We start from the raw sequence: 12,955 nt of genomic DNA on the forward strand, positions 1-12,955 counted from the left end.
GCCGAATGTAAGTTGTTCGAGATACTAGCGTTTTTGACACCAACCGACGACGCAACTCTCCGTGCGTCCTCAACGAAGCCTGAACCGCCGCCTACGGCGCTTGCCATAGTCACCGGCATTGGCCAAGAAGCAGCACGGCAATCCTGACCACCCCGCGGTGTCGAATGCATGTCTACGTGATCAATCTGGCGCGCCGCCCCGACCGCCGGGCGTTTATGCAGCAGCAGGCCGAACGACTGGGTCTGAAGTTCGACTACATCGACGCCGTCGATGCCCAGACCGACGCCCCCGAGTTCGCCGAGATCGAGGTGCGGGCCGGCGTGCATGGCCGCATCTCCCGCGGCGACCTTGCCTGCACGCTGAGCCACAGGACGTTCTGGCGCCGGTTCCTCGCCTCGGGCGAGCCCTACGCCGTCGTGCTTGAGGACGACGCTATCCTTGCCGACGATTGTGCTCAATTCTTTGCCGACACCGGCTGGATCCCCCCGGGCGCCGATGTCGTCAAGCTCGAACGCTATGGCCGCCATCGCCCGATGTTCATGGATCGCGATACCCGTCAGGCTCACAGCCGCCGAGTCGGCCGCTTCTACGGCAAGTGCGCCGGCACGGCTGGCTACGTCGTCTCCGTCGCCGGTGCCCGCACGCTGCTCGATGCCACCACCTCGGTAGATGACCCGATCGACCAGATGATGTTCAACCCCGGCCGCTCGGCGCTGTTCGGCCGGCTCGCGCCCTTTGTGCTGGAGCCTGCCATCTGCGAGCAGGAACAGGTGGCGGTTCCTTCCGACATCCGCGGCAAGCGCCAGTCGAGCCGTGGCGGTTTGCAGGGTGTGCTGAACGAGCTTCGCGCCGTCCCACGGCAGCTCGCGCACGCCATGAGTCTCGCGCTGCCGCTGCTGCAGGGGCGGCTCGAACGCCGCATCCTGACTTTCCGCCGCTAACGGCTCAAGGCGCTCTACGGAAACACCAGCAGCTTCACCGCCAGCGCGATCGACACCACCACCACCAGCGGTCGGATCAGCCTCGCGCCGAATCGGATGCCGGTGAGTGCCCCGAGATAGCCGCCGATGATCTGCCCCACGATCATCACCCCCGCCACGAGCCACACGACGTTACCCGAGGGGATGAACAGTGCCAGCGCCCCGAGGTTCGAAGTGAGGTTCAGCACCTTGGTGTGCCCCGCCGCGCGCGTCACCCCGAAGCCGAACAGTGTCACGAAGCCGAGCGTCATGAACGACCCCGTCCCCGGCCCCAGGATGCCGTCGTAGAACCCGACGGCAAAGCCCATCAGCGGCAGGAAGATCGCGATGCCGAGCCGGGCGTGGCTGTCCTCGTCGGTGAGCCTGGGCGCAAACGCGAAGTAGAGCGCCACCGCGATCAGCGCCACCGGCACGGCATATTGCAGCACGGTCGTATCGATCGATTTGACCGCCAGCGCCCCGAGGAACGAGCCGCCAAAGGTCAGCGGGATCGCTATCGCCAGCAGCTTCAGCGACACGAACCCCTTGCGCCAGTAGGTGAAGGCGGCGATCACCGTGCCCACTACCGACTGCAGCTTGTTGGTCCCGAACGCGGTGACCGGCGGTATGCCGACCGCCAGCAGCGCCGGAATGGCGATCAGCCCGCCGCCGCCGGCAATGGCATCGACGAACCCCGCGAGCAGCCCCACGAAGCCCAAGGCGACGAGGATCGTCAGGTCGAAGCTCACAGCAGGGTGGAGATCCCCGGCGGCACCCCGCCCATGATCGACAGCAGCGCTTCGAGCTGCGCTTTCCTGAGCGGCGTCCAGTCGGCAGTACGCGACACGATCAGGTTCGCTTCCGACTTCATGATCAGCCCGTCCTCCAGCACGCGCAACTGGTTGGCGGCGAGGGTGGAGCCGGTCGAAGTAATGTCGACGATCAGGTCGGCCGAGCCGGCTGCCGGTGCCGATTCGGTCGCCCCGGCGCTCTCGACGATGCGGTACTCGGCGATGCCGTATTTGGCGAAGTGCCGCCGCGTCAGGTTCACATACTTGGTCGCGACGCGCAGCCAGCGGCCATGACGCGAGCGAAAATCCGACGCCACATCTGCGAGGTCGGTCATCTGCTGCACGTCGATCCAGCTGTCGGGAATGGCCACCACCACATTGGCTTCGCCGAAGCCGAGCCCGCGCACGAACAGGACGTTTTCTTCGCCGTTCTCGGAGGCCTCGTGGATCAGGTCAGAACCGGTGACGCCGATATCGACACCGCCGAGGATCAGCTCGCGCGCGATCTCGGCCGCCGGATAGAACCGCACCGTCACCTGCGGCTGGTTCTTGATCGAGCCGACATAGGAGCGCGCGCCACCCGGACGGGCGATGTTCATCCGCGCCGTCGAGAAGGCCTTGCGGGTCAGCTCCTCGAGCCGCCCCTTGCTGGGGATCGCGAGCGTCAGGCCGCCGGGCAAGGTGCTCATTGTTCGGCCTCCCTCTCGAGCCGGTCGACCCAGAGCGCACAGCCCGAGGCCTTTACCGGCTCGCCCGCGCCCAGCCGCTCCAGCATGCGGTCATACTCGCCGCCCGACGCCAGCACTTCGCCGTCCGAGCCGGTCATCTCGAACACGATGCCGGTATAGTAGTCGAGGCGCGGCGAGAAGCTCGCATCGAAGATCACGTCGGCATTGGGCGATAGCGCCGCCAGCGCCGCCGCGTGGTTGCGCACCTGGTACAGCGGCTCGTCGAAATCGAACCCGGCCTGCTTGCACATCTCGGAGATGCGCTCGAATGCCGTCTCGGTGCTCTCGGCAACCGACAGGTAGTTCTGCAGCAGCGCCACCGTCTCGGGCGGGATCGGCGCCGATTCCAGCGCCTGCTTTTCGAGGTAGCGGTCGGCGATCTCTTCGGGCGTGCGGCTGCCGATCAAGCTCAGCCCGCCCGACAGCATCGCATCGGTCACGATCTCGATCACCGTGTCACGGCTATCGGGGGCAGGGGCCTCCACCCGTTCTTCCGGGTTGCTGAGCCGTTCCATCAGGCGCTCCAGCGCCTCGGGGTGACCGAAACGGTGACGGATGCGGCTGCGCCACGCCACCGGGATCTCAGCCGCTTCGAGGAACGCCTCGAACAGCCCGACCCCGCCCAGCCGCACGTTCGGCGCGGTGATGTCGTAGATGGCCAGCGCCCAGCGCGCGAAGGTCAGCACCTGGTCGAGCGCGTTGTCGGCGTCGGCCTGGCCCAGGAGTTCGAGCCCGGCCTGCTCGAATTCGACCGGGGTGGACTGGTACTGGCGGAAGATCGGGCCGAGATACGTGTAGGCCGAGGGGGCGCCGGTCAGCCCCTCCTCGAGATATTGCTGCGCGATCGGCAGCGTGAAATCCGGCCTCAGGCAGTACTCGACGCCGTTATTGGTCGTGGTGAGCAGCAGGTTCCGCCCGAATTCCTCACCCGCGAGATCGAAATAGGGGCCGGCAGGCAGCAGCAGCGCCGGGGTGGCGCGCGTCACCGTGCGCGACTCGACCAGCCGCACCAGCGCCGCATATCGCTCAGAGGCTGTCTTCACTTGTTGGCTTCCAGGTAGGCGGCCACTGCCGGCAGTTCGGCGATGGCCGCAACGATGGCGTCGAGGTCGCCGTCGCATTCGAACTGGCCCGGCCGCGCTGCCTTGTATTCGGCGTTGTCGGCAATCGCCTTGGCCGCCTGTTTGCCAGCGATCAGGTCCTTGATCTGCACCTTGCCGAGCTCGCGTTCCTGCGTGCCTTCGATGATCACCGCCGGCGCGTTGCGCTTATCGGCATAAGCCACCTGCTTGCCGAAGTTCTTGGTATTGCCCATGAACATCTCGGCCCGGATCCCCGCCCGGCGCAGCCGCGAGGTGATCGCCTGGTAGCGCGCCGTCTGCTCCTTATCGAGCACCAGCACCACCACCGGCCCCAGCGGCTCCTCGGCCCCGAGATTGCCGGTCAGCCGCAGCGCATGGGCAAGCCGCGACACGCCGATCGAGAAGCCGGTCGCCGGCACCGGTTCCGAACGGAACCGGCTCACCAGCCCGTCATAGCGCCCGCCGCCGCCGACCGCGCCGAACACCACATCCTGGCCCTTCTCGTTCTGCACCTTGAAGGTCAGTTCGATCTCGAACACCGGGCCAGTGTAATACTCGAGCCCACGCACCACTGCCGGATCGATCTTGATCCTGTCCGCGCCATAGCCGGCCGCGTCGAACAGCGCCTGCATGGCGTTGAGCTCGGCAATCCCCTCATTGTGCTCCGGCTCTTCGCCACGCACATAGTTCAGCACCACGGCGCGCTGTCCGTCGCTGAGGCCCGCACCCTTGGTGAAGTCGCCGCTCTCGTCCTTGCGGCCTTCCCCAAGCAGCAGCGCCACCCCGTCGGTGCCGAACTTGTCGAGCTTGTCGATAGCGCGCAGCACCGAGAGTTTCTGCCCCTCGTCGACGACACCCGCTGACGCCAGCACTCCGTCCAGCACCTTGCGGTTGTTGACCTTCACCACGTATTTGCCGGCCAATCCCAGCGCGTCCATGGTGTCGGCCATCATCATGCACATCTCGGCATCGGCCTCGGGCCCCGCCGCGCCGACCGTGTCGGCGTCGAACTGCATGAACTGGCGGAACCGCCCCGGCCCCGGCTTCTCGTTGCGGAACACATAGCCGGCTCGATAGCTGCGATAGGGCTTGGCCAGCTTGTCGAAATTCTCGGCGAAATGCCGGGCCAGCGGCGCCGTCAGATCGTAGCGGAGACTCATCCACTGCTCGTCGTCGTCCTGCAGCGAGAACACCCCGGCGTTCGGCCGGTCGGTGTCGGGCAGGAACTTGCCGAGCGTCTCGGTATATTCGAGCAGCGGCGTTTCGACCGGATCGAAGCCATAGCGCTCGTAGACCGCGCGGATCTTCGCCGTCATTGCGTTCACCGCCGAAATATCGGCGGGCAAACGATCTTCGAAGCCGCGCGGCAACCGCGGCGCGATGAGCTTCTTCTTGTCGGTCATGGTGTCTGCTGGTCAGAGCCCGGAATCTGAGGCTGGTTCCTAACGGAAAGCCCCCGCTGACTCAAGGAAACCACCTGTGTCTTTGCGGCAACAGTATCATGCGTGGTGCGTCAGCCTGCCGCATCCGGGGTTGGCATTGCTTCCGAGTCGGCGTATCAGCCCCTTCGTTCAACGCCAACCAAAGAGGAGGCGACGCATGATTCATTCGATGTTCGTTTCCGGTCCTGGCGTTAACCCAGCTGGTCTCTCTCGCGCCTAACCGGCGCCGACCCCTCCCCGGGGTCCTCTGTTCCAGCCTTTTCTAGCCTCGACTGAACCCCAGCAACCGGCATCGCCATTCGGCGCCTTCGCGTCCGGATTCCGTCGCCACCACCATTGTCTCTCAACCAGAGGACCGGGCCGCATTGCGCCCGGATGAGATCATGACTCTTGAACTCCAGACCCGTGCCCCGGCACGCACCAATCGCGCTCAGGCGCACACCCATGTCGGCGTCGCCGGCGCGCTGGTATCAGCAGCCGTCACGATGCTTGCCAACGCCCAGCTGGCGCGCGCGGCGAGACGTTACAAGTCTCGCGGCTCGCCACCTGTGCCCAGTCATCTCCGTCGCGATCTCGGGCTGATGCCCGAGGTGATGGAGCCGAAAAGCCACTGGGACTATCGGTGACAGCGGCTGCGGTCTTCTCGTGAGGCCGCAGTCCGCCACCGCTGTCCCTCTGCTTGCATCAGAGGACCGGGCTTTGTCCCGGACAGATCAGATGGTTCTCATCGTACGGGACCGCGCCACGTCGCGCATCCTCAACACGCCCGAATTCGACATCGGGCAAATCGGCCTCATCGGGCGGATCCGCCTGTTCATCGCCCGGCGCCGTGCCGATGCGATGCTGCGCCGCGTCCTCCGGCCCTATCGCCGCGGCAGCGCCGCTCCGTTGTCGCCGCACCTGCTCAGGGACATCGGGCTGCCGCCCGATTTCCCCATGTAGAGCACTCCAGGGGCGCCGGCCTCCCGGCGAGGGCTTTGCCTCGTCCGGTCCCGGCGAGGGCTCGCTCTCGTCCGGCCGGCGCCCGTTACCAGTTCAATCATTCAAGGAGCCGGCGCGTGACGCGTCCGGACACGCACATGTTTTTGTTCAACCGCCCCGGCGACCGACGTCGGAAGCCAGATCTCGGCCAGCCCCTGCCGCCTCGCGAGAGGCAGAGGGACGGCCTGCCGCTGCTCGGCAACATCACCGGCCTCGAACTCATGGCCCTGTTCATGAGCCGTTGACGCAACCCATCCTGAGGGAGCCGGCGCGTGACGCGTCCGGATACGCAGATGTTCTTGTTCAAACGCTCCAGCGACCGTCGCCGGAACACCATTGTCGACGAACCGCTTCCGGCCCGGGAGCGGCGGAACGACGAGATGCCGCTACCCGGCAACGTCACCGGCCTCGAACTCATGGTGCTGTTCCTGAGCCGCCAACAGCAAACCCGATATTGAGGGAGCCGGCGTAACGCCGCCGGACGACACGATGTTCTTTCCACGCAAACTCGGCCTTCGCCGCAACGCGCAAAAGCCGAAACAGCAGCTCAACCCGAGCGATGAGCTGCGCCCGGAGCTCAAGTTGTCCAAGCTCGAGCTGATGGCGCTGCTGCTGATCAGGTAAGAGCGGGGCCGGGTGCCACGCGCACCGGCCCCATCTCCCCCCTTTGCGGGGATGAGGCCGGTCGAGTTGACGCGCTGCTTTTGCCCCCAACTCGATGCCAGCTGGTGGTGGAGGTTCGATAGTGCCCGAAGCACCGCCGGACAGAGAGAGGTGAGGCTATTTCGGTCGCTTCAGCGCATTCCGCTCAGCTGCCGCCTCGGCCCGGCAAAAGCACCCATCGACGTGGTCGTTCACCAGCCCCATCGCCTGCATGAACGCATAGCTCGTCGTCGGGCCAACGAACGAGAACCCACGCTTCCTCAGGTCCTTGCTCATCGCCTTGGACGCCTCGGTCTCTGCCGGGATACTCCCAGAGACGATCGGTCCTTTCACCGGCTCGGGCTCAAAACTCCAGAAATAGGCGGCCAGTGAGCCGAACTCCTGCTGCAGCTCCAGCGCCCGCTTGGCGTTGTTGATGGTCGAGGCGATCTTGCCGCGATGCCGGATAATGCCGGCATCCTTCAGCAACCGCTCGATATCGGCCTCGTCCATCGCTGCGACCTTCTTGAGGTCGAAGCCATGGAAGGCCGCGCGGAAATTCTCCCGCTTCCGCAGAATGGTGATCCACGCGAGGCCCGACTGGAACCCCTCGAGGCAGAGCTTCTCGAACAACCTCACGTCGTCCGTCACCGGCCGTCCCCACTCGCGGTCGTGATAGTGCTGATAGAGCTCGTCGCTCCCCGCCCAGCTGCAGCGCATCACCTCGGTCGGCGTTGACATGGTTAACTCCCGGTAAATAGATGAGCCCCATAAGCGAGATCAGGAAAAGTTGCAGACTTTTCCGGTTCGATCTCGCGTCAGGCAAGATAGCGCGATCAGGGAAGGTGCTTTCCGGTTCGATCTCGCGTCAAGCAATCGCGATCGGAAGTCCGCACGCTTTCGTTTCTCGCGACAACATAACTGGCGAATCGGCTGGGGGGCCAAACGCCAATGATCCTGCCACAGGACTTGAAGGCGCTCGTCGTCGACGACAATGCCTATGCGCGCGCCGCAGTGGCGGCAACCCTGCGCAAGCTCGGCCTGGTTTCGATCGATGAGCTCCCCGGCGCCGCGCCCGCCGTCGGCGCCATCCAGGCGACGCGCTACGATATCGTGTTCATGGATTGGTACATGCCGGAAATGAACGGCGCGGCGCTGCTCGAGGTGATCCGCGACCCGCGCTTTTCCGCCAATGGGCGGGTCCCGGTGGTGATGATCACTGCCTACCCCAACCGCGAAACCATCGCCCGCGCCAGGGAACTGGGGGCCAGCGAAGTGCTCACCAAGCCCTTCAGCCTCGCTCACGCCGCCGCCGCCCTCGGCCGCCTCCTGCCCGACGGCTGGCAGATCCCCGACGAACCGGAGGCCGGGCAGGTGCTGTTGTAGCGGGTGTGATCCTCCCCTGCGTGGCGGGGGAGGGGGACCATGCGAAGCATGGTGGAGGGGCGGCGAAATCATCAGTCTTGACCATCTATAACCAGAACGTTATAGAACATTCAGGTTATAGATGGAGACTCAGCATGCCCGCAGCCCTGACAATCACCCACTCCTCTGACAACGCCGTCACCGTGTCGCGCAGCTTCGACGCGCCTGCGGACCTGGTCTTTGCCTGCCATACCAAGCCGCAGCTTGTGCAGCGCTGGCAGCTCGGCCCGCCGGGCTGGAGCATGCCCATCTGCGAGATCGACCTGCGCGTTGGCGGCACCTACCGCTACATCTGGCGTAGCGACGCCGACGCCTCCGAGTTCGGCTTCACTGGTCGCTACCGCGAAATCGTCGTCCCGTCCCGTATCGTCCATACCGAGGGGATGATCGGCACACCCGGCGAGGCGGTGGTCACCACCACCTTCGAGGAACGCGGCGGCCGGACCACGCTTACCCTCACCATGAGCTTCGACAGCCAGGAGGTTCGCGACCAGGTGCTGCTGACCGGCATGACCGACGGCATGGCTCAGAGCTACGACCGGCTGGATGAGCTACTGGTCGAGCAGGTGGCGTAGGCTATTCGCGTCCGCGCCCCGGTGCAAAATGTTCGCCGGGGCGCTCGGACAACAACAAACCCAGCTCGCCGGCTCACCTTCACTTAACCAATTTCCTTCACGTCGCGTTCGATATTGTCATTAATACTGCGCGACGCCCGACCTCCCTCGGGCGTCCGCGTACCAATGATGAGTGTGTGCCATGCTGCGTTCGTCCCGGGCGGTGCTCGCCGCCGCTGCCTGCCTCGTGTCCTTGTCCGTCTTTGCCGATACGGCCAACGCCGCGCAGGGCCTGTTCATGTTTGATCTGCAGTCGCGCCCGTCGCTGCACGATTCCAAGCCCCGTCCGGGCTACAAGCTGAAGAGCAACAAGGTGCGCCTCGCGCCCGAGTTCCGCCGGCAGATCGTCGCCTACAAATCCAACCAGAAGGCCGGCACCATCATCGTCAACACCGGCGAGAAGCACCTCTACCTGGTGCTCGGCGACGGCAAGGCGCTGCGCTACGGCATTGGCACGGCGCGTGACGGCTTCGAGTGGAGCGGCACGCACAAAGTGTCCAACAAACGCGAGTGGCCGGGCTGGACCCCGCCCGCCGAGATGAAGGTCCGGCAGCCGAACCTGCCCGACTACATGCCCGGCGGCATCAACAACCCGCTCGGCGCCCGCGCCATCTATATCGGTTCGACCCTCTACCGTATCCACGGCACCAATGAGCCCTGGACTATCGGTCAGGATGTCTCGTCGGGCTGCATCCGCATGGTCAACGATGATGTCGAAGACCTGTACGAGCGCGTCAAAATTGGCGCCAAGGTGATTGTGCTTTAGTTAGGATTTTCAGCGACACTGGCGCCGGAATTCTGGGGGTCTTCCGGCGCTATGCGCGGCATTTTCGAGCTTTTCAAACGGTTCCGCGCCGATGAACGCGGCGTCTTCGCAGTCATCTTTGGCCTGCTGGCCATCGTCCTCGTCGCCATGGCCGGCGCTGCCGTGGACTACACGTCCATGGAAACCGCCCGCACCAAGATGCAGATCGCCCTTGATTCTGCAGCGCTCGGCCTGGCGCCCAAGATCTACAGCCAGACCGAAGAGCAACTCCGACTCTCTGCCGAAGAGCTCGTGCTCGAGCGGCTGAATGATGACAGCCTGACGGTCACCGTGGACTGGGCCGACGCCACTACGACCACCGGTACCCTCAAGCTGAAGGGAACGATCACCGTCCCGATGGCCTTCGTGCAACTGGTCGGCGTCACTGACATGACCACCAGCATCCTGTCCGAGGCGACGCGTGGCTCGGTCAACCTCGAGGTGGCGGTGGCGCTCGACACCACCGGCTCAATGGGTACCGACGGCATCGCGACCTTGCAGACGGCGCTCGCAACACTGATTCCGCTGGTCGTCAAGGACGAGCAGTCTCCAACCTATTCCAAAATGGCGCTGGTGCCGTACTCGACCGCCGTGAACGTTGGCGCCGCCTATGCGGTAGAAGCGCGTGGCGCGATCCAGGGGGCAAAGCCAGCGACGTCTGTCGCCTGGTGGAACCTCGAGAAGGATATCAGCGGGGCAAGTCAGACCCGGCCAGTGAAGATCACTCAGAATGCCCACGGCTTCAACAATGACGACGTAATTTACATCACCGGCGTCAAGGGCATGCTCGATCTGAACGACAAGATCTACGTCGTCAAGAACAAAACGGCAAACGACTTCGAACTATACACCACCGGCGGTTCGCGTGTTGATGGGCGAGGCTACGCCGCATATCAGACCGGCACGACCGACAAGATGAAGCGTTGCGTTATCGCCAGCTGCAATATTGTGTTTACCGTCGCAGCTCATGGATACGCGACCAACGATTACATCAGAATCACCGACGTTTCATCCGGAATGTCGTCGCTGAACAATAAGAACTACACGATCACCAAGGTAACGAACGACACCTTCTCGCTTCCGGTCTACGGCCCCGGCACGACCTACGTCCAGCCCGTGACGACGGGCAAGTCCTGGTGCACCAAGTATGGCTGCGAGTATTACCGGATCGGCACCGGCAGCACGCTCTATCGGCCCACTCCTTCGTGCGTCACCGAGCGCATGACCGACAGCTTTACAGATATCGCGCCCAGCACCACGCCGCTGTCGATCAACTACACCAGCAATGCGAGTTGCGCCGGCAATCCTGTCAAGATCCAGCCACTTACCGCCGATAAAGCCAAGCTCGAGGCCTATACCGTGCAGGGCGCGCTGCTACCCAGTGGAGGTACCGCCGGGCAGATTGGTACGGCGTGGGCCTGGTATCTGGTATCGCCGAATTTCGCCGAGCTGTTCGATGATCCTGCGGCGACGGTGGGTGGAGATTTCGAGTCGAAGCCCGCCTCATACACCGCGCCTAACACGCTGAAGATTGTCATCATCATGACCGATGGCGTGTACAACACCGAGTACTGCAAGGGCGTCGACGTCGATAACGTAAGTTGCAGCGCGCCGGATGGCACCTCGGGCAGTATGGCCGGCCCGCTCGGCCAGGCGGAAGACCTATGCGCCGAAATGCAGAAGCCCGCCACGGATGTCGTGGTCTACACCGTGGGCTTCAACCTGCCCGAGACCGGCACGGCCGTTGACCTGTTGAAGAAATGCGCATCCGAGCCGAAGAACTTCAAGCTGGCGAGCAACAACGCGGACCTCATCAAGGCCTTCCGCGAAATCGGTGAGAACATCTCAGACCTGCGGCTGTCGCAGTGACTCAGCCCTGCAGCATGAAGCGCTTGCCGCCCGGGAAGGCGGCGAGCGCCGCCTGCTGCTCCACCGCGGTCAGCCCCTCGAAGCTGACGACCATCGGCAGCTCCGGCGCGTCAATCGGCGCGATCGGGTTGGTCGGCCGCAACCGGGCGTCGTGCGCCGCAGCCAGCCATGACTTCGCCCTGCGGCTGGCAACTGGGGACGTCAGTCTGTAGGCGCGGCGATCCATTCTGAATACTCCGTGCACGCGTAACCGCTCAATAACGCGGGGATGGTAAGACTGGTTGCTGGGCATCCCCCGCATTTTTCAGTCAAATCCGCGTCAGCTCGAACTTCTGGCAGAGCGCGCCCTTGCAGCCGTTGATGGTCATGGTGTTGCCGTCGACCAATGTCAGCGTGCCCTTGACCACTTCGCCCATGTATTCGGCGCTGCCGCGCCACTTGTTCTCGAGCGCCCGCTTGGCGCCCTTCAGCACATACGAGTTGAGGTAGCTGAGGTTGTCGGCGGTGCGCGCATCATCGCGCAGCCACACCAGCCTGGCGCAGACCTCGGTACCGTCACCGCACAGCGTCACTTCGAACCGCGACTCGCCGCTGACCGTCTGCCAGGTCCCGGCCGGGGATTGCGCGGCAAAGGCCGGAGCGATAGCGAGGGCAGTGGCGACGATGGCGGTGGCAATGAGCTTGAACGACTTCGGCATGCGGGAGCCCCTCGGCAACATGGTGAATGCAATGTTGCCGTTCCCACTGCCATCAGATGCTTGAACCCGTCGCGAACGCTTCGTTCAGTCAGGGTTCATCGTCGCGGCGGCCGGGTGGCCGATCAGCGACCGCACCATGGCGACCCGCTGGTTGACTGGCAGGGCAGGGATCCGCACCAGCTCAAACCCGAACCGCTCATACGCCTCGACGTGAAACCGCTCGAACCGCATCGAATCCGCGAGGCTGATCCGCCGGGCCTCCGTATTGGTGATGAAGCCCAGCAGCTCGACGAACAGCACCTGCCGCTCGTACTGCCCCGACGCCAGCATCGAACGGATTGATTCGGCGAGCACTTCCGGTACTGGATGGCCCAGGTATTCCGCCAGCGCCAGCGTGCACATCAGCGACCGGTCCGCCACCCGCACCGCCCCCGACGCAGGCCGCGCCGCCCGCAGCAATTGCAGCCGGGCGATGTCGCTGATGAACTCTGGCCGTCGCCACGACTCCTCGATGCCGCGCCCCTGGTCGAGCGCGATCACATCGGTTGCCGCCTCCTCGACCACGTCTACGCCTTGGGCTTCAAGCGCCCTGAGGATAACGGTTTTGCCGGCGCCCGGGGCACCAGTCAGGATGAACTCGCGGGCCATCGCCTCGCTCCATGTGAGAGGGACGCCGGGCCCGGATGGGCCAGCGTTACTCAGTGTCTGCGGGGGGATTTGCTTGGTGCCGGGCCAGTGCGGGAGTGGTACCGCCTCCCCGGATCGAACGGGGGACCTCTAGATCCACAATCTAGCGCTCTAACCAACTGAGCTAAGGCGGCCCGGCAAGCGCGGCGGACCATAGTTTCACTTATCGCTGCTGGCAAGCGTCGATTTGAGCCTGTTTTTCATCCCCTGTTGACGGCCGCGGGCTTAACCA

18 protein-coding genes and 1 tRNA gene are annotated in these 12,955 nt (G+C 64.4%); 10 read left to right on the forward strand and 9 right to left on the reverse strand.

All coding sequences use genetic code 11. The features are described from left to right. The first annotated feature begins 164 nt into the window (after nt 1-164). The gene (locus tag ASC68_RS23145) at nt 165-941 is read left to right on the forward strand and encodes a glycosyltransferase family 25 protein (protein WP_055884778.1); all 777 of its coding nucleotides are present in this window, start codon (nt 165-167) and stop codon (nt 939-941) included. Nucleotides 942-955: 14 nt separating this feature from the next. Here ASC68_RS23145 and ASC68_RS23150 read toward each other — a convergent pair whose 3' ends face one another. From ASC68_RS23150 to hisS, 4 genes are read right to left on the reverse strand one after another with little or no spacing between them, the layout of a single operon-like run. After that, nucleotides 956-1,708, reverse strand: a complete 753-nt coding sequence (locus ASC68_RS23150; RefSeq protein ID WP_055884782.1) for a TSUP family transporter — start codon at nt 1,706-1,708, stop codon at nt 956-958. Next, a complete protein-coding gene (gene hisG / locus ASC68_RS23155) occupies nt 1,705-2,439 on the reverse strand; it encodes an ATP phosphoribosyltransferase (RefSeq protein WP_055884785.1) in 735 nt (244 codons plus the stop codon). The genes ASC68_RS23150 and hisG overlap by 4 nt, the downstream gene beginning before the upstream one ends. Further along, nucleotides 2,436-3,521, reverse strand: a complete 1,086-nt coding sequence (locus tag ASC68_RS23160) for an ATP phosphoribosyltransferase regulatory subunit (RefSeq protein ID WP_055884788.1) — start codon at nt 3,519-3,521, stop codon at nt 2,436-2,438. The genes hisG and ASC68_RS23160 overlap by 4 nt, the downstream gene beginning before the upstream one ends. Beyond that, on the reverse strand, nt 3,518-4,963 hold the full coding sequence (gene hisS, locus ASC68_RS23165) for a histidine--tRNA ligase (protein ID WP_055884790.1): 1,446 nt from the start codon (nt 4,961-4,963) through the stop codon (nt 3,518-3,520). The genes ASC68_RS23160 and hisS overlap by 4 nt, the downstream gene beginning before the upstream one ends. Before the next feature lie 422 nt (nt 4,964-5,385). On the opposite strand from hisS, the gene ASC68_RS28785 reads away from it, so the two are divergent. From ASC68_RS28785 to ASC68_RS29405, 5 genes are all read left to right on the forward strand, one after another. Further along, nucleotides 5,386-5,628, forward strand: a complete 243-nt coding sequence (locus ASC68_RS28785; protein WP_069908658.1) for a hypothetical protein — start codon at nt 5,386-5,388, stop codon at nt 5,626-5,628. A gap of 91 nt (nt 5,629-5,719) precedes the next feature. Beyond that, complete coding sequence (locus tag ASC68_RS23170; RefSeq protein ID WP_055884793.1) at nt 5,720-5,944, forward strand: hypothetical protein; 225 nt, start codon at nt 5,720-5,722, stop codon at nt 5,942-5,944. A gap of 137 nt (nt 5,945-6,081) precedes the next feature. Next, nucleotides 6,082-6,228, forward strand: coding sequence for a hypothetical protein (locus ASC68_RS28790; RefSeq protein WP_156384552.1), 147 nt, complete (start codon nt 6,082-6,084; stop codon nt 6,226-6,228). A 48-nt stretch (nt 6,229-6,276) separates the two neighbouring features. Continuing rightward, nucleotides 6,277-6,441: a hypothetical protein gene (locus ASC68_RS28795; RefSeq protein ID WP_156387436.1), complete on the forward strand. Its 165-nt coding sequence runs from the start codon at nt 6,277-6,279 to the stop codon at nt 6,439-6,441. A 31-nt stretch (nt 6,442-6,472) separates the two neighbouring features. Further along, the gene (locus ASC68_RS29405; protein WP_282569971.1) at nt 6,473-6,607 is read left to right on the forward strand and encodes a hypothetical protein; all 135 of its coding nucleotides are present in this window, start codon (nt 6,473-6,475) and stop codon (nt 6,605-6,607) included. Nucleotides 6,608-6,763: 156 nt separating this feature from the next. Here ASC68_RS29405 and ASC68_RS23175 read toward each other — a convergent pair whose 3' ends face one another. Further along, complete coding sequence (locus ASC68_RS23175) at nt 6,764-7,345, reverse strand: DNA-3-methyladenine glycosylase I (protein WP_248310601.1); 582 nt, start codon at nt 7,343-7,345, stop codon at nt 6,764-6,766. A 231-nt stretch (nt 7,346-7,576) separates the two neighbouring features. Here ASC68_RS23175 and ASC68_RS23180 point away from each other — a divergent pair, with 231 nt between their 5' ends. From ASC68_RS23180 to ASC68_RS23195, 4 genes are all read left to right on the forward strand, one after another. Next, nucleotides 7,577-8,011 (forward strand): response regulator, encoded by a 435-nt coding sequence (locus ASC68_RS23180; RefSeq protein ID WP_055884799.1) that lies wholly within the window; start codon nt 7,577-7,579, stop codon nt 8,009-8,011. A gap of 134 nt (nt 8,012-8,145) precedes the next feature. After that, a complete protein-coding gene (locus ASC68_RS23185; protein ID WP_055884802.1) occupies nt 8,146-8,625 on the forward strand; it encodes an SRPBCC family protein in 480 nt (159 codons plus the stop codon). Between the two features lie 181 nt (nt 8,626-8,806). Further along, nucleotides 8,807-9,430 carry a L,D-transpeptidase gene (locus ASC68_RS23190; protein ID WP_055884805.1) on the forward strand — a complete coding sequence of 208 codons (624 nt, stop codon included), beginning with the start codon at nt 8,807-8,809 and terminating at the stop codon, nt 9,428-9,430. 51 nt (nt 9,431-9,481) lie between these two features. Next, nucleotides 9,482-11,338, forward strand: coding sequence for a TadE/TadG family type IV pilus assembly protein (locus ASC68_RS23195; protein WP_055884808.1), 1,857 nt, complete (start codon nt 9,482-9,484; stop codon nt 11,336-11,338). 1 nt (nt 11,339) lies between these two features. Here the strand turns inward: ASC68_RS23195 and ASC68_RS28800 are convergent, their stop codons facing one another. From ASC68_RS28800 to ASC68_RS23215, 4 genes are all read right to left on the reverse strand, one after another. Next, a complete protein-coding gene (locus ASC68_RS28800; protein ID WP_156387437.1) occupies nt 11,340-11,480 on the reverse strand; it encodes a hypothetical protein in 141 nt (46 codons plus the stop codon). Between the two features lie 166 nt (nt 11,481-11,646). Continuing rightward, a complete protein-coding gene (locus ASC68_RS23205) occupies nt 11,647-12,036 on the reverse strand; it encodes a DUF2147 domain-containing protein (protein ID WP_055884813.1) in 390 nt (129 codons plus the stop codon). A gap of 84 nt (nt 12,037-12,120) precedes the next feature. Next, nucleotides 12,121-12,684 carry an AAA family ATPase gene (locus ASC68_RS23210; RefSeq protein ID WP_055884816.1) on the reverse strand — a complete coding sequence of 188 codons (564 nt, stop codon included), beginning with the start codon at nt 12,682-12,684 and terminating at the stop codon, nt 12,121-12,123. 96 nt (nt 12,685-12,780) lie between these two features. Further along, nucleotides 12,781-12,857 (reverse strand) — tRNA-His (locus ASC68_RS23215). Nucleotides 12,858-12,955 lie beyond the last annotated feature (98 nt).

It is taken from the genome of Devosia sp. Root105, assembly GCF_001424865.1.
GTDB lineage: Bacteria > Pseudomonadota > Alphaproteobacteria > Rhizobiales > Devosiaceae > Devosia_A.

Excerpts from the sequence above, each read along its gene's own strand:
- ASC68_RS23145 (WP_055884778.1), top strand. The coding sequence starts at position 165 with ATGCATGTCTACGTGATCAATCTGGCGCGCCGCCCCGACCGCCGGGCG.
- hisG (WP_055884785.1), bottom strand. The coding sequence starts at position 2,439 with ATGAGCACCTTGCCCGGCGGCCTGACGCTCGCGATCCCCAGCAAGGGG.
- hisS (WP_055884790.1), bottom strand. The coding sequence starts at position 4,963 with ATGACCGACAAGAAGAAGCTCATCGCGCCGCGGTTGCCGCGCGGCTTC.
- ASC68_RS28785 (WP_069908658.1), top strand. The coding sequence starts at position 5,386 with ATGACTCTTGAACTCCAGACCCGTGCCCCGGCACGCACCAATCGCGCT.
- ASC68_RS23170 (WP_055884793.1), top strand. The coding sequence starts at position 5,720 with ATGGTTCTCATCGTACGGGACCGCGCCACGTCGCGCATCCTCAACACG.
- ASC68_RS28790 (WP_156384552.1), top strand. The coding sequence starts at position 6,082 with ATGTTTTTGTTCAACCGCCCCGGCGACCGACGTCGGAAGCCAGATCTC.
- ASC68_RS28795 (WP_156387436.1), top strand. The coding sequence starts at position 6,277 with ATGTTCTTGTTCAAACGCTCCAGCGACCGTCGCCGGAACACCATTGTC.
- ASC68_RS29405 (WP_282569971.1), top strand. The coding sequence starts at position 6,473 with ATGTTCTTTCCACGCAAACTCGGCCTTCGCCGCAACGCGCAAAAGCCG.
- ASC68_RS23175 (WP_248310601.1), bottom strand. The coding sequence starts at position 7,345 with ATGCGCTGCAGCTGGGCGGGGAGCGACGAGCTCTATCAGCACTATCAC.
- ASC68_RS23180 (WP_055884799.1), top strand. The coding sequence starts at position 7,577 with ATGATCCTGCCACAGGACTTGAAGGCGCTCGTCGTCGACGACAATGCC.
- ASC68_RS23185 (WP_055884802.1), top strand. The coding sequence starts at position 8,146 with ATGCCCGCAGCCCTGACAATCACCCACTCCTCTGACAACGCCGTCACC.
- ASC68_RS23190 (WP_055884805.1), top strand. The coding sequence starts at position 8,807 with ATGCTGCGTTCGTCCCGGGCGGTGCTCGCCGCCGCTGCCTGCCTCGTG.
- ASC68_RS23195 (WP_055884808.1), top strand. The coding sequence starts at position 9,482 with ATGCGCGGCATTTTCGAGCTTTTCAAACGGTTCCGCGCCGATGAACGC.
- ASC68_RS23205 (WP_055884813.1), bottom strand. The coding sequence starts at position 12,036 with ATGCCGAAGTCGTTCAAGCTCATTGCCACCGCCATCGTCGCCACTGCC.
- ASC68_RS23210 (WP_055884816.1), bottom strand. The coding sequence starts at position 12,684 with ATGGCCCGCGAGTTCATCCTGACTGGTGCCCCGGGCGCCGGCAAAACC.